This is a genomic window from Gordonia sp. DT219 (assembly GCF_049847065.1).
Taxonomy (GTDB): domain Bacteria; phylum Actinomycetota; class Actinomycetes; order Mycobacteriales; family Mycobacteriaceae; genus Gordonia.
In genome coordinates, this window is sequence record NZ_JBNCNR010000007.1 from 58,653 (window position 1) to 77,102 (window position 18,450).

The following is an 18,450-nucleotide window of genomic DNA, read 5'->3' on the forward strand; positions in this document are numbered from 1 at the left end:
CGATGAACCCCGCCCTGGCGGCCACCCTGCAGGTGGCCCTCCTCCTCGTCGTCCTGGGCCTGGCGTACGTGCCGCTCGGCGACTACATGGCCGGCGTCTATCGCAGCGAACGCGACCTCGCGCCCGAACGCCTGCTGTACCGCATCGCCCGCATCGACCCCAAACGGCAGCAGACGTGGACCGGTTATGCGCTTGCGGTACTGGCCTTCTCGACGGTCAGCGTGCTGTTCCTCTACCTGCTGCAACGCATTCAGGGACTGCTGCCGTGGGCCGACCACAAACCGGGGATGAACCCGGCGACCGCGTTCAACACGGCGGTCTCCTTTGTCTCCAACACCAACTGGCAGTCGTACTCACCCGAGGCGGTGATCAGCAACCTCACCCAGATGCTCGGCCTCGCGGTGCAGAACTTCGCGTCGGCGGCCGTGGGTCTCGCGGTCGCGGTCGCCCTGATCCGCGGGCTGGTGAATCGCCGCGGCAACGGGCAGATCGGCAACTTCTGGGTGGATCTGATTCGTGGAAACCTGCGAATCCTGTTGCCGCTCAGCATTGTCGTCGGCATCATCCTGATCACCCAGGGCGCGGTCCAGTCGTTCCGGACCGGCTTCGACTTCACGACCCTCGGCGGTACATCGGCGCACAGCCCCGTCGGACCCTTCGCGTCGCAGGAGGCGATCAAGGAACTCGGCACCAACGGTGGTGGCACCCTCGCGGCCAACTCGGCGCATCCGTTCTCGAATCCGACGCCGCTGAGCAACATCGTGGAAATCATTGCGCTGCTGATCATCCCGGTCTGCCTGACCCGCACATACGGCACGCTGGTCGGCGACCGCCGACAGGGCTACACGCTGCTCGGCGTGATGGCGTCGCTGTGGGGCATCATCCTGGCCGTCACCTGGTACTTCGAGTCGCACACCAACGGAATCGCCGCGCAGGCGGCCGGCGCCATGATGGAGGGCAAGGAACAACGCTTCGGCATTCCGGCGTCGGTGCTGTTCGCGGTGTCCACGACGGGCACCTCGACCGGTGCGGTCAATGCCGCGCACGACAGCCTCTCCGCCGGCGGCGGCGGTGCGGTGCTGTGGAACATGCTGCTCGGCGAGGTCGCACCCGGCGGCGTCGGATCGGGGCTCTACGGCATCCTGATGATGGCCGTGGTGACCGTCTTCGTCGGCGGCCTGCTGGTCGGCCGGTCCCCGGAATTCCTGCGAAAGAAGATCGGGCAGAACGAGATCACCATGGCCGCCCTGTACGTGCTGGTGATGCCGGCGCTCGTGCTCATCGGCGCGGGTATCACGGTGATCCTTTCCTCGACACTCGACGCGCAGGGTAACAGCGGCCCCGCGGGCAGCGCCGGCTCCATCCACGGATTCAGCGAGGTGCTCTACGCCTTCGCATCGGCGGCCAACAACAACGGCAGTGCCTTCGGCGGACTCACCGTCACCAGCGACTGGTTCCAGACGGCACTGGGCTTCGCGATGCTCCTCGGCAGGTTCCTGCCGATCGTGTTCGTGCTGGCGCTCGCCGGCCTGCTGGCGCGGCAACGCCCGCGCGGCCTCACCGCCGACGACACCGCGCCGCTCGGTGACGTGGCATCGACGACGGCGGCCCTCGGGTCGGGACCGACACCGGCCCAAGGGGTCTCGGCGTCGACCGCGGGCGGCGGACGTACCGCGACCGCGGTGAAGGAGCCGGTGCGGGCTGATACCGGCGCGACAGACGCCGCACCGGCCGATACTGCCTCGACCCTGCCGACGCACGGACTTCTGTTCGGGGCGTTGCTGTTCGGAACCGTCCTGCTGGTCGCGGGACTCACCTTCTTCCCGGCGATGGCGCTGGGACCGATTGCGGAGGCTGCTCTGTGAGTGTGGACATGATCGACCGGACCGACGGGACACAGCAGCCCGCGCACGAGCCGGAGGAGACACCGGAACTGGTGTCGGGCGGCGCATTCGACGTACGCACCCTCCTCACCTCGCTGCCGCAGGCCGTGCGGAAACTGAATCCGCGCGATCAGGCCCGTAACCCGGTGATGTGCGTGGTGTTCGGCGGCGCGATCGTGACGACCGTCCTCGCGATCTGGCGGCCCTCGTGGTTCGCGTGGCTGATCGCCGCCTGGCTGTGGTTCACCGTCGTATTCGCGAACCTCGCCGAGGCTGTCGCCGAGGGCCGCGGCCGCGCGCAGGCCGACAGCCTGCGAAAGGTCAAGCGCGACACCATGGCCCGCCGGATCGAACCGGGCGGCTCGATCGTCGAGATACCCGGCGGCGACCTGAAGGTGGGCGACCGCATCGTCGTCGAGGCGGGTGAGGTGATCGCCGGTGACGGCGACGTCATCGAGGGTATCGCCACCGTCGACGAGTCGGCGATCACCGGCGAATCCGCCCCGGTGGTGCGCGAATCCGGCGGTGACCGGTGCGCGGTCACCGGGGGCACGGTGGTGCTCTCCGACCGCATCGTCGTCGGCATCACCACCGCACCGGGAGAGACCTTCGTCGACCGGATGATCGCCCTCGTCGAGGGCGCCGCCCGCAAGAAGACCCCCAACGAGATCGCACTGGACATCCTGCTCGCGAGCCTGACGGTGATCTTCCTGCTCGCGGTGGTCGCGGTCGGCCCGATGCAGCAGTACGCCGGGCAGACACCCGACCCGATCAAGCTGATCGCACTGCTGGTCTGCCTGATCCCGACAACCATCGGGGCGCTGTTGTCATCGATCGGCATCGCCGGAATGGACCGCCTCGTGCAGCGCAATGTGCTGGCCATGTCCGGGCGTGCCGTCGAGGCCGCCGGCGACATCGACACCCTGCTGATGGACAAGACCGGCACCATCACCTTCGGCAACCGCCGGGCCACCGAGATCTTCCCCGGCCCCGACACCACCACCGCCGAACTCGCGGTGGCCGCCTACCGGTGCAGCCTGGCCGACGACACCCCGGAGGGTCGCAGCATCGTGGACCTGTGCCGGACCGACCACCAGGTGGCGCCGATCGCCGCCGGCGACGCCACATCCGGTGATGCGCCGAGGTTCGACGACGCCGGCGCGCGCATCGAGGTGGTGCCGTTTACTGCCGAAACACGCATGAGCGGAATCGATCTCGACGAGGGCCCCACCCGCACCGCCTACCGCAAGGGCGCCGCCGACGCGGTCGCCCGCTGGGTCGCCGGACTGGGCGGCTCGGTACCGGAGATCGTCACCGCGCGCGTCGCCGAGATCTCGCAGGGCGGCGGCACGCCGTTGCTGGTCGCCGTCGACGACCGCGACGGCGCACGGGTGCTGGGCACCATCCAGCTCTCCGACGTCGTCAAACCCGGCATGAGCGCCCGGTTCGCGCAACTGCGTGCGATGGGCATCCGCACGGTGATGGTCACCGGCGACAACCCGCTGACCGCGCAGGCGATCGCCGCCGAGGCCGGTGTCGACGACTTCGTCGCCGAGGCCACCCCGGAGGACAAGCTGGCCTTGATCCGCTCCGAGCAGTCGGGCGGGCGGCTGGTCGCGATGACCGGCGACGGCACCAACGACGCCCCGGCGCTCGCCCAGGCCGACGTCGGCCTGGCGATGAACACCGGCACGTCGGCGGCCAAGGAGGCCGGCAACATGGTCGATCTGGATTCGGACCCGACCAAACTGATCGAGGTCGTCGCGATCGGCAAGCAACTGCTGATCACCCGCGGTGCGCTGACCACGTTCTCGCTGGCCAACGATCTCGCGAAGTATTTCGCGATCCTGCCGGCCATGTTCGCGGTCATCTACCCGCAGCTCGGCGTGCTCAACATCATGCACCTGCATTCGGCGCAGTCGGCGATCGTCTCCGCGATCGTCTTCAACGCCCTGATCATCGTCGCGCTCATCCCGTTGTCGTTGCGCGGCGTCAAATACCGGCCCAGCTCCGCGTCGCGGCTGCTCGGCCGCAACCTCCTGATCTACGGTGCCGGCGGCGTCATCGCGCCGTTCCTCGGCATCTGGCTGATCGATCTCGTGGTCCGTTTCCTTCCGGGAATGGGGTAAGGAATCCGATGAACACCGTCCTCTCCACCTTCGCGCGGCAATGCGTCGCCGCGATCGGTGTGCTCCTCGCGCTGACCGTGATACTCGGCGGCGCCTACCCGGCGGTCGTGTGGGCGGCCTCCCGCCTGGACACCCACGCCGCCGAGGGCACGCAGGCGATCGACCAGCGGGGCTGCGCGGCCGGGTCGTCGAATATTGGGATCGACCCGAAACCCGCGGCCGGACAGCCCGATTCGTTCCTGCACGCCCGCGTACTCGGCTCCGACGACGATCCGATGGCGCCCGGCGACCCGTCGGCGTCGGCGGCCTCGAATCAGGGGCCGGGCAGCGAGTCCCTGGCCACCGAGATCGACGCGCGCCGCAAGGTGATCGCTTCGCGCGAAGGGGTGGCGCCGGCGGCGGTGCCCGTCGACGCGGTCACCGGCTCCGGGTCGGGGCTCGACCCCGACATCAGTCCGGCGTACGCGCACCTGCAGGTGCCGCGCATCGCGGCCAACAGCGGCCGTACCCCCGCGCAGGTGCAGGCGGTCATCGACGAGCACACCGACGGGCGGCAGTGGGGTTTCCTCGGGCAGCCAAGGGTCAACGTGCTCGAGGTCAATCTCGCTCTGGGCCACACGGTGTGCCACTCGTGACGGTGCGCCGGGTGACCGGCACCGGCGGATAGACTCGGGTCCATGGTTTCTGCTGCCGACGCCCGGGGCACGCTCGAGGTCTTCCTCGGCTGCGCCCCGGGCGTGGGCAAGACCTATGAGATGCTCGCCCATGCGCACGATCTGGTCGCCGAGGGCGCCGACGTGGTGATCGCCGTGGTCGAGTCGCACGGGCGCAGCGCGACGGCAGGTCTGGTCGAGGGCATCGAGGAGATCCCGCGCCGGAGCGCGGTGCATCGCGGAACACACCTCGAGGAGATGGATCTCGACGCCGTCCTCGCCCGCCGCCCGCAGGTCGCGCTCGTCGACGAGCTGGCCCATTCCAACGTGCCGGGATCGCGGAATGCCAAGCGGTGGCAGGACATCGACGAGCTGCGCGACGCCGGGATCGACGTGCTCACCACCGTCAACATCCAGCATCTGGAGAGCCTCAACGACGTCGTCGCGCAGATCACCGGCGTCACCCAACGCGAGACCGTCCCCGACGCGGTGGTGCGCGCCGCCGATCAGATCGAGCTCGTCGACATCGCCCCGCAGGCGCTGCGGCAACGGTTGTCGGCGGGCAAGGTGTACCCCAGTGGCCGGATCGACGGGGCACTGTCGAACTACTTTCGCCAGGGCAACCTCACCGCACTGCGGGAACTGGCGTTGCTGTGGCTGGCCGACCGGGTGGACGACAGCCTCGCCGATTACCGTGCCGCACATGCCATCACCGCCACGTGGGAGGCACGCGAGCGGGTGGTGGTGGCGGTCACCGGCGGCCCCGAGTCGCCGACCCTGGTCCGGCGCGCCGGGCGGATTGCGTCGCGCTCGAGCGCCGAGCTGATCGTCGTACACGTGGTCCGCGGCGACGGGCTGGCCGATCGTTCGACCGGCGACCTCGGCGAACTCACCGAGCTCGCCGCAGGCATCGGCGCCCGGGTGCACACCGTCGTCGGCGACGACATCCCCGCCACGCTCCTGGAGTTCGCGCGCGGCGTCAACGCCACCCAACTGGTGCTCGGCACCTCCCGGCGCCCCCGCTGGAAGCGGATCTTCGACGAGGGCGTCGGCGCCACCGTGGTGGCCAGCAGCGGGCGCATCGACGTCCACATGGTCACCCATGAGGAGACCGCCAGACGCAACCGGCTCGACATCCGCGACACCCGCTTCCACCGGCCGCTGAGCTGGGTGCTGGCCGTCGTCGTGCCGCTCGTGGTGACCGGGATCCTCGCGATCCTCGACCGCTGGCTGGGCTTCGCCAGTGAGACGGCGCTGTTTTTTGTGACGGTGCTGGCGATCTCGATGCTCGGCGGTGTCGCACCGGCGGCGCTGTCAGCGGTGGTGTCGGGTCTGCTGCTGAACTACTTCTTCACCGCACCGCGCTTCACCCTGACCATCAACGAGCCGGACAATCTGATCACCATCCTCGTCATGCTGGTCATCGCGATAGCGGTTGCCGCGCTGGTCGATTCGGCCACCGTGCGGCGCGTGCAGGCGCAGCGGGCCACCCGGGAGGCGGAGCTGCTGGCGGTGTTCAGCGACGCCGTCCTCGGTGGCGCCGACGTGCCGGGCCTCCTCGGACGTGTGCTCGAGACCTACGATCAGCGCGCGGTGTCGGTGGTGCGACGGCACACCGATAGCACCGTCGAGGTGGCCGCAGCAGTGGGCGACGGGCCACCGCAACGCGATTCCGACGCCGACGCCGTGTTCCCGGCCCGCGGGGACGAATACGAGCTGCTGCTGATCGGGCCGCGGCCGCAGGCCCAGGACCGGCGGGTGCTCACCGCCGTCGCCACGCAGGCGGCCGCGGCCCTCGAACGCGCCGGCCTCGAGGCGGACGCGGCCGCCGCCCGCGCCCTTGCACAGACCGACGAACTGCGGCGCGCGTTGCTCTCGGCGGTCAGTCACGACCTGCGCACGCCCCTGGCCGCGGCCAAGGCGGCGGTGTCGAGTCTGCGCAGCGAGGAGGTCACGTTCTCACCGGAGGACACCGCCGAATTGCTCGCCACCATCGAGGAATCCGCCGATCAGCTCACTGCGCTCGTCGGTAACCTCCTGGACTCCTCGCGGCTCGAGGCCGGAGCGATCCGCCCCAACATGTCCCGCACCTACCTCGTCGAGGTGGTACATCGGGCGGCCAACCGCAGCGGTCCGGTCGCCGCGGAGATCGGGTTCCGCTTCGGGCACGTGTGGGCCTGGACCGACGGCGGACTGCTCGAGCGCGTGCTGGCCAACCTGATCGACAACGCCGTCCGCCACGGTGGCGGACAGGTCGAGGTCACCACCTCGCTCGACGAGACCGACCCGGCGACGCCACGTACGATCATCGAGGTGATCGACCACGGCCCCGGCATCCCGATCGCCCGACGCGAGCAGATCTTCGACGACTTCCGCCAGGGCTTCGACCGCAACGGCTCCGACGGCGGTGTGGGACTGGGTCTTTCGGTGGCGCGCGGATTCACCTCGACCCTCGGTGGGCACCTGGCCGTCGTCGACACCCCGGGCGGCGGCACGACGATGGTGGTCGATCTGCCGGCGGCCGAACCGGACGATGCGGCCCCGGCTCCGAGCGAGGAGGGGATGGCGCGTGGGTGAGCGGGCGCGGGTCCTCGTCGTCGACGACGAGCCACAACTGTTGCGCGCGTTGCGAATCAACCTGAAGGCACGGGGCTTCGAGGTCACCACCGCGGCGACCGGCGCCTCGGCGCTGGCCGCGGCCGCCAAGACCAATCCGCAAGCGGTGGTGCTGGATCTGGGGCTGCCCGACATCGACGGGTTCGAGGTTCTCGCCGGTCTGCGCGGCTGGACCAACGTGCCGGTGATCGTGCTCTCGGCGCGCGGCGAGGCCGTCGACAAGGTGGCCGCGCTCGACGCGGGCGCCGACGACTACGTGACCAAGCCCTTCGGGATGGAGGAATTCGTCGCCCGGCTGCGTGCGGCGATCCGGCGTGGCGCGGGATCGACCGGGGAGACGGCCGACAATCCGGTGATCGACGCGGGCGCGTTCACCGTCGACCTCGGCGCGAAGGAAGTCCTGCGCAACGGGCAGCGGGTGCACCTGACGCCCACCGAGTGGGGCGTGCTGGAGATGCTGGTGCGCAACGAGGGCAAACTGGTCGGCCAGCGGGAGATCCTCACCGGGGTGTGGGGACCGACGTACACCGCGCAGTCGAACTATCTGCGGGTGTACCTGGCCAGTCTGCGCCGCAAACTCGAAGAGGATCCGGCCCACCCGACGCATCTGATCACCGAGGCGGGGATGGGATATCGGTTTGTGCGGGACTGACCGGACCGTGTAACCCAAAAGTCACACGGCACCGGATTGTCGACAATCCAACAACGTGCCATCATGCCTGCATGACGGTGCAATTCTCCGTACCCGGCGAGGGACGAGCGGATCAGATCGGTATCGGGATGGTCTGCCCGTTCGACATGGCCCTCGACCGCGAACTGTGGCGCTGGATGCCCGATGCCGTCTCGCTGCATTTCACCCGCACCGGCTATCTCGACCGGCCCGTCGACGTGGACATGTGCCGACAACTCAACGACCACGAGCAGATCGCGTCGGCCGTCCGCTCGTTGTGCGCGATCCGCCCGGTCGCATTCGGATACGCCTGTGCCTCGGGCAGTTTCGTCGACGGAATCGGCGGCGCCGTGGCGTTGCGCGACTGCATGCTGGCCGCCGGCGCGCGCCGGGCGGTCACCACCTCGGAAGCACTGCTGCGCGCGCTGGACCTGATGTCGATCGGGCGCATCGCGGTCGCCACCCCGTACACCACCGACCTGACCGGACTGCTGTGCGCATTTCTCGCCGAGTCCGGACGGACGGTGGTCGCCCAGTCCGGTCTGGGCCGCGATCACGACATCTGGACCATCCCGTATTCGGTGACCCGCGAGCTGATCCGGGCCGCCGACCATCCCGACGCCGACGCGATCTTCGTCTCGTGCACCAACCTGTGGACCTACGAGATCCTCGCCGCGATGGAGGCCGAACTCGGCAAGCCGGTGCTCTCGGCGAATCAGGTCACCGCATGGGCGACGCTCGTCGACGCGGGCGTGCTCGCCGAGGGTGCGCCCGGGCAGTCGCTGTTCGCCAGGGCCGCTTGACCATTCAGGAGTGGACGGCCACACCCGTGAACAGGGAGCCGAGCGGCGCCGACGGGATCGGCACGCCGGCCAGCCGCAAGCCCTGCCATACGGTGACCTGATTGGCCGTGAGAACCGGTATCCCGCAATCGGTTTCGAGGTCGGCCAGCCACGCTGTGGTGTGCAGGGCGGTGTCGGGGACGAGGATCGCGTCGGCGTCGGGACGGACTCCGGCGCGCACCATGGCGAAGAGCTGATCGCCGTCGAGTTCACCGGCCTCGGTCGCGGTCTCGATGTGATGAGAACGCCACGCCGCCACCGTGATCCCGGCGTCGCCGAGGAAGTCGACGAAGCCCGCCGCCACCTCGGGCGGATAGGAGGCGACCACACTGACCGTCGTCGCGCCGAGATGTGCGCAGGCCGCGGCGAAGGCCAGCGACGTCGACGACGCCGGGACGCCGCAGGCCTGCGCGAGAGCGTCGGCCTGACGGTGCGCGCCCGCCCAGCCGTAGAGGAAGCTCCCCGAGGTGCAGGCCCACATCACCGCATCCGCCGACAACGCCGCGGCACGGCGTGCTCCCTGCGCCAGACGATCGGCCTCGCCGACGGCACGCATCGCCTCGACCGTGTGCTCGTCGGAGTCGATGTCGGTGATGATCACCGGTAGCCGTACCGTTGCGACGCTTGCTTCCTCGGCTGCCTGCCCGGTTGCGGTCATCCCGCCCAGGGCCGACTCGATGAGCGGATAGTCGTTCTCGGCGGCATGGCCCGGATAGAGCACGGCCACGGTGTGTGTTTCTGTTGTCACCACTGAACCTCCCAGGTAGATTGTCAACAATCTAACAATGTCTCGACCGGGAGGTGCGATGACGGATTCCGTGCGTTGGATGTCGGCGACCGATCTCGCATCGGCCTACGCCGACGGGACGTTGTCACCGGTGACGGTGGCCGACGAGTTGCTGGCGACGATCGGCGACGTGGACCGCCGGCTCAACGCGTTCTGCCTGATCGACGCGGATACGACGATGGCCGCCGCCCGCGCGTCGCAGGCGCGGCATCGGACCGGTAAAGCCCTCGGCCCGCTCGACGGGGTGCCGGTGACCATCAAGGACCTGCTGCTCACGGCCGGCTGGCCCACCCTGCGCGGCTCGTTGTCGATCGCTCCCGACTCGTCTGAGTGGACCGAGGACGCACCGGCCGTCGCTCGGCTACGGGAGGCCGGGGCGGTGCTGTTGGGCAAGGTCACCACCCCGGAGTTCGGCTGGAAGGGCGTCACCGACAGCCCGCGGACCGGGATCACCCGCAACCCGTGGGACACCGACCGCGCCGCCGGCGGATCGAGTGGTGGCGGGGCCGCGGCGGTGGCCGCCGGGCTGGGTCCGCTCTCGGTGGGCACCGACGGCGGCGGCTCCATCCGCATCCCGGCCGCCTTCTGTGGGATCGTCGGGTTCAAGCCGACACTCGGGCGGGTGCCGATGTATCCGGCGAGCCCGTTCGCGCCGGTGGCGCACGTCGGGCCGATGGCCCGCACCGTCGCCGACGTGGCCGCACTGCTCGACGTCATCGGCCGGCCCGACCCGCGGGACTGGGCCGCCCTGCCTGCCCCGACGGAGAGCTTCGCCGCCGCGGTCGCCGGCGCGCCGACGAGCTTGGCGGGGATTCGCGTCGCCTACAGTCCCGATCTGTCGTTCGCAGCCAATGACCCAGCGGTGCAATCGAATACCGACGCGTGTGCCGAGGTGCTGCGTGGTCTGGGGGCGGTGGTCGACAAGGTGGATCTCGGCTGGGACGACCCGGTGTGGGCGTATCACGTCATCTGGTTCGCCGGCGCGGCCAAGGTTGTCGGCGCGCTCGACCCGCCCGCCCGCGAGCGCGTCGATCCCGGGCTGCTGGCCGCGTTGGAGCGGCACCGGGACTTCAGCGCTGCCGACTACGTCGACGCCACGGCCCTGCGCATGGATCTGGGTCGGCAGATGGGCGTGCTGCACCAGGACTACGACGTGCTGCTGACACCGGCCATGCCGACCCCGGCGATCGAGGCCGGTGTCGACGTGCCGCGCGGCTCGGCGTCCCCGGACTGGGCATCCCAAGACTGGACATCATGGACGCCCTACACCTACCCGTTCAACCTGACCGGGCAGCCTGCGGTCACGGTGCCCAGTGGGCTCGCCGCCGACGACGGTGCGGTGTTGCCGACCGGGGTGCAGTTCGTCGGTGCCCGGCACGCCGATACGACCGTCCTGCAGGTGGCGGCGGCGTACGAGGCCGCCGCGGCATTCGAGGGACTCGACCAGAGGGGAATGCGGTGAGCGACCGATTCATCACGATCACGCTGCACAAACGCGGTGTCAGCGCCAGGGCGCGTCTGCTCGACGACGAGGCCCCGCGGACTGCCGAAGCGATCTGGGCTGCGCTGCCGTTGGGCGATCAGGTCTTTCACGGCAAGTTTGCACGCAACGAGATCTATACGCTGACCCCGGCGTTTGCCGAGGTGGAGCCCGGTCCGGAGAACACCACGGTCACACCCATTCCCGGTGATCTGTGTTACTTCACGTTCGACGGTATTCTCGACAACCCCGCCTACGGGTACGAGATGGATTCCGCGCCGGCGCAACACCGGCTGCTCATCGACCTCGCAGTCTTCTACGGGCGCAACAACCTGCTGGTCAACGGCGATGTGGGTTGGGTGCCCGGCAACGTGTTCGGGACGATCGTCGACGGACTCGACGAGTTCGCGGCGGCCTGTAACGACATCTGGATGGGCGGAGCGCGCGGTGAAAAGCTGACATTCACCCGTGCCGACGAGTAAGAAGGAGACCGATATGGTCGATGCACAACCGCGAACACCGGACGGGTCGGTGGCCGAACGCAAACGCGTGCTGGCTCCGATCGTGCAGGAATCGACACCTGCGATCATCGCCCGGAAGTTGCATCAGGCCATCGCCGACGGTAGTTTTCCGCCTGGTGCGCAGTTGACGGAATCGGGTTTGGCCGCCGACCTGGGGGTCAGCCGGGGTCCGTTGCGCGAGGCGATGCAACGTCTCACCGCGGAGGGTCTGCTGGTGAGTCATCGCAACCGAGGTCTGTTCGTCGTCCTGATGGCCGATGAGGACATCCGGGACATGTACATAGCGCGCACCGCGGTCGAGCGGGCGGCAATCGAGCAGATCATCGGCAACGATGACCCGGAATCGGTTGCGGCGCTGAACGACGCGGTGACCACGATGCGTGGGTGCGTCGGGGATCCGAACGGCGAAGCCATGGCCGACGCGGATATGCGGTTTCATCAAACCTTGGTGGAAGCCGCAGGTAGTCAGCGTCTTTCGCGCCTACACGAGACGATTCGCGTCGAGACGCGGATGTGTCTGAGGGCGATGCGGGGAACGTATTCCTCGGGAAAGGAACGAATCGACGAACACCAGGCATTGGTGGACGCCATTGCGGCACGGGATGCGCAGGCGGCCGACGCGCTGATGATCGAACACATGAGGGATGGGCTGAACCGTTTGATCGGTGACGCCGCGGGCGGGCAGGAGGGGTCCGAGTCCGCGGCGAACATCGCCCTCTAGATCATCGCCCACCGATGTGAGTCAGTCCGACGACACTGGCCCCGACTTCACCAGGAAGGCACAGATGGCTACGGAAAACTCCTCGTCAACATATGAGGAGCTCGCGCCCGATCCGGATTCGCGAGCAGGGAAAGCGGTATTGCGCAAGGCGATCGCCGCATCGGCGATCGGTAACGCCACCGAGTGGTACGACTACGGCGTCTACGCCTCGACCACCACCTATCTCACCCACGCATTCTTTCCCGGACACCTCGGCACCATCGGCACGATGCTCGGCTTTGCCATCTCATTCGTGTTGCGTCCGCTCGGCGGCATGGTCTGGGGACCGATCGGTGACCGCATCGGGCGAAAGTCCGTGCTGGCGATGACGATCCTGCTCATCTCCGGTGCCACCGCGTTGATCGGTGTACTGCCCACCCACGCCGTCGCCGGTGTGTGGGCACCGATCCTGCTGATCACGCTGCGCGTCATCCAAGGCTTTTCCACCGGCGGCGAATACGGCGGTGCGGCAACGTTCATGGCGGAGTACGCGCCCGACAACAAACGTGGACGGTTCGGCTCGTTCCTCGAATTCGGTACGCTCGCCGGATTTTCCGGCGGTACCGCGATCGTCCTGCTGCTCGAACTGTTGCTGAACGACGAGCAGATGCAGACCTGGGGCTGGCGCATCCCGTTCCTGCTGGCGCTGCCCCTGGGCCTGATCGGTCTCTACCTCCGCACGCAGATGGAGGACACCCCGGTCTTCCAGGAGCTCGAGCAAGAGGACGAGATCACCGGCACGCCATGGACCCGGTTCAAGGATCTGATCCTGAACTACTGGCAGCCCATCCTGATCATGTTCGGCATGGTGATCGCGCTGAACGTCGCCAACTACACGTTGTTGGCATATCAGCCGACCTATCTGAAGAACACGATCGGGCTCTCGGAGTCGTCGGGCTCGACGGTCGTGCTGATCGGCCAGCTCGTCATGATGGCGACGATCCCGTTCTTCGGCGCGTGGTCGGACAAGACGGGCCGAAAACCGATGTGGTGGGGATCGCTGATCGGCATGTTCGTGCTGGCGTTGCCCCTCTACTGGTTGATGGGACGCGGATTCGGTTGGGCCATCGTTGGATTCGTGATATTGGGGCTGCTCTACATTCCGCAGCTGGCCACCATCTCGGCGACGTTCCCGGCGATGTTCCCGACCCAGGTGCGTTACGCGGGATTCGCCATCTCCTACAACGTGGCGACCGCGGCGTTCGGCGGTACCGCGCCACTGGTCAACGACGCCGTCGTCGACAACACCGGTTGGCTGCTGTTCCCGGCGATGTATCTGATGGGTGCGTGTGCCATCGGCATGATCGCGATGGTCTTCCTCAAGGAGACCGCGGGCGCTTCCATCCGCGGCACCGAGATCCCGGCCCGCACCGAGGATTTCGCGGTCGCCGACGTCAAGAAGGCGGCGGCGTCGTCGTCCTGAGCGCTGCTGCACATCGGTAACGCCGTCCGAATTTGCGAACGCGGCTGGTACACCGGCCGCGTTCGCCAATTCGGTCAGCGGGATGTGCGTCTTCTTTTCTCGCATCACCGCGGTGGCCGGCGACTCGCCGGGGCGGAGGTACTTCTGGTACTTCACCATTCCGTCGAACTCGCCGACGAGGCGCCCGCCCAGTCGAAGTCGGTGCGGGCCACGAATTCTCCGTCGTCGTCGAAGAATTCGTGTTGCTGACGCGGCGTCGGTAGTCCCGCCTCGATCATGAGTGCGCAACTCCATGCCTCGCCGGGACTCTCGCACGCGCCGGTGGCATGATGCAGGGCCCGGCGCGCGACTGCGACGCCGCGGCGCTTGGTCCGCAACATCTCCGTCATCCGTGCCCGGTCCGCACCGAGACGGAGAGCCGAGTCGAGGACCGTGAACGCACCGGTGAAACCCATCGGCGTCGTGCATGCGACGTCGACCGCGGTGCGTTCGATGGCCGGTAGGTCGATGCCGTCGATCGTCGTCATGTCGTCCGGCCTGATCGTGCCCACGTGATCGTGGCGGGTCGCCGTGCGTGTGCCACTGTCGGATTTGCCGAGGGTGGTGTGTATCCGGCGGAAGTTCGGCTTCAACAGGGACAGACCGTGCAGGGTGGCCGCCGACTGGTGGCTGGGGACGGCAGTGCCGAACCGGCCGAGCCGATGTGCGGCGATGACCGAGAGTCGGTGCAGTTCCTCCGGCTTGCGGGGGGTTGCGTCGACGAATGCGCCCCGGACCAGGGGAACGATGGTCCCGGCGCGGCGCGCCTTGCGGAGTTCGTCGTCGGTGAACCCGGCCCGCACGCATACGTTGCGGTAGATGATGTCGTGTTCATCGGTGGGAAATGTCGTCATACGGGATTGGACGCACCGGACGGTCGATCGGCTCCATCGACTTGTCGCGGCCTGAACTGGTGAACGCCCGCGGTGCACCGGCCGCGTTCACCAACTCGGACCGCGGTCACGGACTGAGCCGGTTCAGGAGGTCGGGCCGAGGAGCTGCAAGGCCATGCGGGTGTAAAGCCGTGCCGCGGTGAGCAGGTCGTCGATGCGGACGGATTCGTCGGGTTGGTGAGCCGCGGTGTTGATGTCGCCAGGGCCGAGGACGATCGCCGGGATGCCGAGATCGCGGCTGATGAAGCCGCCGTCGCAGGCGGCGCTCCACCCGCCGACCGACGGCTCGACGCCGAGGCCGGTGAGTGCGTCGGCCGCAGTGGCGACGAGGCGGTGGTCGGCAGGCGTCTCGAATCCCGGCATCTCCATGGTGACCCGCACGTCGACGCTGATGCCGTCGGAATCGATTCCGGCACCGGCTATCCGGGAGCGCAGCCAGGCGGCGACGGTGTGCGCGTCCTCGTCGGGCATGAGTCGCCGATCGATGCCGAGTGCGGCCATCGGCGCCACCACCGAGATGCCCTGCCCGCCCGAGATGGTGCCGACATTCCAAGTGCCGGAACCGAGTAGGCCGCCGGCCGCGTCCGTCATGGCGACGTGGTCGGCGCGGATGAGGTCGACGATCGCGGCCGCGGCGTAGATGGCGCTGCGGCCGTCGTCGGGCCGTCCGGAGTGGGCGGCGCGGCCGGTCACGTCGACGTCGATGTACGACGCACCGCGGCACCCGCGGACGATCCGCAGATCGGTGGGTTCGGCCACCACGCACCCCAGGAACTCGCCCGGGTGATCGCGCACCAGGTCGCGGACGCCGGTGCCGTGTTCCTCCTCGTCGACGGTGCACACCAGCTGCACCGGGCCGGACAGTTCGACGCCGGAGGTGGCGAGCGAGGACATGGCCGCCACGATCGCGGCCAGCCCGCCTTTCATGTCGGTGGACCCGCGGCCGGTGATGGTGCCGTCGGCGACGCGCGCGACGTACGGGTCACCGGTCCAGCCGGGCCCTGCGGGTACCACGTCGGAGTGGCCGAGGAACATCAGGCCCGGTCCGTCACCGCCCGGCAGGGTCGCCACGAGATTGGGTCGTCCGGGCGCCACCTCATGGGTCTCGACGACGAAACCCGCTTTCTGACAAGCCGTTTGAAGTACCGCAACCGCACCGGCCTCGGTGCCGCCGGGATTCTCGCTGGCGGCCTGCACCAGCGCCACCGTCAGGTCGGTGATCTCGTCGGCATCAGGGAGCGGGCCGTCGATGGTCGTGGAGTCCTCGCCGTTCACCCCGCCATCTTCTCAAGACTGCCGGTCAGGCGCGCGATGCCCTCCTCGATCCGCTCCGGGGTGCTCGACGCGAAGCACAGCCGCAGGGCGTTGCGGAACCGGCCGCCCGGCGACAACGCGGGTCCCGGGATGAACGCGACACCGTCGGCGAGCGCCACGTCGAACAGCTCGCGGGTGTCGATCTCGGCGAATTCGCCCTGCAGCGTGACCCAGAGGAAAAAGCCGCCCTCGGGGTCGGTCGTGGTCACCCGGTCGCCCAGATGGCGGGCGATGGAGTCGATCATCGCGTCCTTGCGGGTGCGGTACAGGTCGCCCAGCGACGTCAGATGGTCGGCGAGACCGCCGCGCGCGATGTATTCGGCGACGATGTGCTGATTGGGCACGTTGGTGCAGGTGTCCATGGCCTGTTTGCCGTTGATGAGCAGCTGCCGCAGCGAGGGGTCGGCGTCGACCCAGCCGACGCGCCAGCCCGGCGCCAGGATCTTGGAGAAGGTGCGCACCGAGAAGACCAGCGGGTCGCCGGGCGAGAGCCGCTGGAAGGTCGGGATGTCCTCGCCGGCGAATCGCAGCAGGCCGTACGGGTCGTCGTCGATGATCACCGAACCCCACTGATGCGCCAGGCGCAGCAGTTCCCGGCGGCGTTCCTCGCTCATCGTTACGCCGGACGGATTCTGGAACGTCGGGATGGTGTAGATCGCCTTCGGGGTGCGGCGCGTGCGGGCCACCAGGTCGACGAGGGTGTCGATCTGCATGCCGTCGGCGTCGACGGGGACCTCGAGCAGCTGCGCGCCGTACGAGAGCGCGGTGGCGCTGCCGTTGGTGTAGGTGGGGGATTCGACGACGACCAGATCACCCGGGTCGACGAAGAGCTTGTTGGCCAGGTCGAGGCCCTGCATGCCGCCGGTGGTGATGACCAGCCGGTCGTGGCTCGACGGGTCGGCGGTGGTGGCCAGGAAGTCGACGAGCAGCTGCAGCAGGCGTGGCTCGCCCTCGGTGGCGCCATAGGTGAACGAACTGTTGTCGAGGATCTGCCCGGCGATCTCGCGGAACTCGTCGGCGGGGACGGCCTCGTCGGCGGGGGACCCCATCGCGAACCGCACGATGTCGTGGGTCTGGGCGGCGAGCAGCGACGTCGACGAGTCGATCATCGAACCCACCAGGTCCTTGGCGCGACCGGCGAGCGGGATCGTGGGTGCGGTCGGTGTGGTGGTCATGTGCGTCACCTCGCTTCTGTGTTGAGGGGCTTCTGTGTTGAGAGGGCCTACTTCTGGATCAGTTCGCGCGGGAAACTCGTGAAGGTCTCGACCCCGGTGGGGCTGACGCGCACCGACTCCGAGAGCTCGAAACCGTAGTTGTCCATCCACATTCCGCAGATGATGTGGAAGGTCATGTTGGTCTCCATGATGGTCTCGTCCTCGGTGCGGATGCTGATGGTGCGCTCACCCCAGTCCGGCGGATAGCCGATTCCGATGGAATAGCCCAGCCGCGAAGGCTTTTCGAGCCCGTACTTGGCCAGCGTCCAGTTCCAGGTGGAGGCCAGTTCGCGGGTCGGTACGCCCGGCCGGATTACGTCGAGCACGTTGTTGAGACCCTCCGCGGTGGCCTGGGCGACATAGTCGAGATCGTTGGAGGGCTTGCCCAGCGCGACGGTACGTGCCAGCGGGCAGTGATAGCGGTTGTGCACCCCGGTCAATTCGATGACCACGGCCTCGTTCGCGGCGAAAGTTCCTTGATGCCAGGTGAGATGCGGGGTGTCGGCGGCGGCGCCGGTCGGCATCATCGGCACGATGGCCGGATAGTCACCACCGAAGTCCGACGTGCCGGTGATCTGTGCCTGCGAGATCACCGCCGCCGCATCACATTGCCGCACACCGACATCGATGGTGTCGATCGCCGCCCGCATCGCCTCCGAACACACCATGCCCGCCTGCCGCATCAGCTGGATCTCGGCGTCGGATTTGACCGAACGTGCCCAGTTGACCAGTTCGAAGCCGTCGACGAGCTTCCACTCGGGGATCGCGTTGTGCAGGGCCCGATAGGCTTTCGGGGTGAAGTAGTGCGAGTCCATCTCCAGCCCCACCGAACCGCCCTTGGAGGCGGGCGCGATGAGGTGGCGTTGCCGCAACGCCCATGCCACCCAGTCGAAGGGGTGCACGTGCGGGCGATGGACGTAGCTCTCCGGGTAGCCGACGATCTGCTCCGGCGGCAGCCAGGTGGTGCGATGCGCGCCATGGGCATCCATCTCGCGGGCGAAGAACAACAACTCGCCCTCGATGGGCACGAACAGCATCTGCGGGGTGTAGAACGACCACGCGTTATAGCCGATGAGATAGAACAGATTTGCCGGTTCGGTGACGATGAGCGCCGAAAGACCTTGCAGCTCCATGGCTTCGCGCACGCGGGTCAACCGCTGATCGTACTCGCTGTCGGTGAACAGCTGCGCGCCGAGGTACATTCGTCGTCCCCTTCGTCATCGGTG

The 18,450-nt window shown here is 68.2% G+C and carries 15 protein-coding genes; 10 read left to right on the forward strand and 5 right to left on the reverse strand.

Going from position 1 to position 18,450, the window contains the following annotated elements; translation table 11 throughout:
• Window positions 1-2 precede the first annotated feature (2 nt).
• The 6 genes from kdpA (at window position 3) to ACPXB3_RS11085 (ending at window position 8,754) form a co-directional block, all read left to right on the forward strand.
• Entirely contained in the window at window positions 3-1,865 is a 1,863-nt protein-coding gene (gene kdpA, locus ACPXB3_RS11060) for a potassium-transporting ATPase subunit KdpA (RefSeq protein WP_425727616.1), read from the forward strand.
• Window positions 1,866-1,873: 8 nt separating this feature from the next.
• Entirely contained in the window at window positions 1,874-4,012 is a 2,139-nt protein-coding gene (gene kdpB, locus ACPXB3_RS11065; RefSeq protein ID WP_425727698.1) for a potassium-transporting ATPase subunit KdpB, read from the forward strand.
• 8 nt (window positions 4,013-4,020) lie between these two features.
• Entirely contained in the window at window positions 4,021-4,647 is a 627-nt protein-coding gene (locus tag ACPXB3_RS11070) for a potassium-transporting ATPase subunit C (RefSeq protein ID WP_425705620.1), read from the forward strand.
• 42 nt (window positions 4,648-4,689) lie between these two features.
• Window positions 4,690-7,242, forward strand: a complete 2,553-nt coding sequence (locus tag ACPXB3_RS11075) for a DUF4118 domain-containing protein (RefSeq protein ID WP_425727617.1) — start codon at window positions 4,690-4,692, stop codon at window positions 7,240-7,242.
• Window positions 7,199-7,933: a response regulator gene (locus ACPXB3_RS11080; protein WP_425727618.1), complete on the forward strand. Its 735-nt coding sequence runs from the start codon at window positions 7,199-7,201 to the stop codon at window positions 7,931-7,933. The genes ACPXB3_RS11075 and ACPXB3_RS11080 overlap by 44 nt, the downstream gene beginning before the upstream one ends.
• A gap of 71 nt (window positions 7,934-8,004) precedes the next feature.
• Window positions 8,005-8,754 carry a maleate cis-trans isomerase family protein gene (locus ACPXB3_RS11085; RefSeq protein ID WP_425727619.1) on the forward strand — a complete coding sequence of 250 codons (750 nt, stop codon included), beginning with the start codon at window positions 8,005-8,007 and terminating at the stop codon, window positions 8,752-8,754.
• Between the two features lie 4 nt (window positions 8,755-8,758).
• Here the strand turns inward: ACPXB3_RS11085 and ACPXB3_RS11090 are convergent, their stop codons facing one another.
• A complete protein-coding gene (locus ACPXB3_RS11090) occupies window positions 8,759-9,541 on the reverse strand; it encodes a maleate cis-trans isomerase family protein (RefSeq protein ID WP_425727620.1) in 783 nt (260 codons plus the stop codon).
• Between the two features lie 58 nt (window positions 9,542-9,599).
• Between ACPXB3_RS11090 and ACPXB3_RS11095 the strand changes: the two genes are divergently transcribed.
• The 4 genes from ACPXB3_RS11095 to ACPXB3_RS11110 all read left to right on the forward strand — a co-directional run bounded on the left by ACPXB3_RS11095 (window position 9,600) and on the right by ACPXB3_RS11110 (window position 13,764).
• Window positions 9,600-11,042, forward strand: a complete 1,443-nt coding sequence (locus ACPXB3_RS11095) for an amidase (protein WP_425727621.1) — start codon at window positions 9,600-9,602, stop codon at window positions 11,040-11,042.
• The gene (locus ACPXB3_RS11100; RefSeq protein ID WP_425727622.1) at window positions 11,039-11,542 is read left to right on the forward strand and encodes a DUF3830 family protein; all 504 of its coding nucleotides are present in this window, start codon (window positions 11,039-11,041) and stop codon (window positions 11,540-11,542) included. The genes ACPXB3_RS11095 and ACPXB3_RS11100 overlap by 4 nt, the downstream gene beginning before the upstream one ends.
• Window positions 11,543-11,555: 13 nt before the next feature.
• Window positions 11,556-12,302 (forward strand): GntR family transcriptional regulator, encoded by a 747-nt coding sequence (locus ACPXB3_RS11105; RefSeq protein WP_425727623.1) that lies wholly within the window; start codon window positions 11,556-11,558, stop codon window positions 12,300-12,302.
• 64 nt (window positions 12,303-12,366) lie between these two features.
• The gene (locus tag ACPXB3_RS11110; RefSeq protein ID WP_425705612.1) at window positions 12,367-13,764 is read left to right on the forward strand and encodes an MFS transporter; all 1,398 of its coding nucleotides are present in this window, start codon (window positions 12,367-12,369) and stop codon (window positions 13,762-13,764) included.
• 152 nt (window positions 13,765-13,916) lie between these two features.
• Here ACPXB3_RS11110 and ACPXB3_RS11115 read toward each other — a convergent pair whose 3' ends face one another.
• From ACPXB3_RS11115 to ACPXB3_RS11130, 4 genes are all read right to left on the reverse strand, one after another.
• The gene (locus ACPXB3_RS11115) at window positions 13,917-14,657 is read right to left on the reverse strand and encodes a hypothetical protein (RefSeq protein WP_425705611.1); all 741 of its coding nucleotides are present in this window, start codon (window positions 14,655-14,657) and stop codon (window positions 13,917-13,919) included.
• 123 nt (window positions 14,658-14,780) lie between these two features.
• Window positions 14,781-15,971: a M20 family metallopeptidase gene (locus tag ACPXB3_RS11120; protein WP_425727624.1), complete on the reverse strand. Its 1,191-nt coding sequence runs from the start codon at window positions 15,969-15,971 to the stop codon at window positions 14,781-14,783.
• Complete coding sequence (locus ACPXB3_RS11125) at window positions 15,968-17,185, reverse strand: PLP-dependent aminotransferase family protein (RefSeq protein ID WP_425705609.1); 1,218 nt, start codon at window positions 17,183-17,185, stop codon at window positions 15,968-15,970. The genes ACPXB3_RS11120 and ACPXB3_RS11125 overlap by 4 nt, the downstream gene beginning before the upstream one ends.
• Window positions 17,186-17,232: 47 nt before the next feature.
• On the reverse strand, window positions 17,233-18,426 hold the full coding sequence (locus tag ACPXB3_RS11130) for a M24 family metallopeptidase (protein ID WP_425727625.1): 1,194 nt from the start codon (window positions 18,424-18,426) through the stop codon (window positions 17,233-17,235).
• Window positions 18,427-18,450 lie beyond the last annotated feature (24 nt).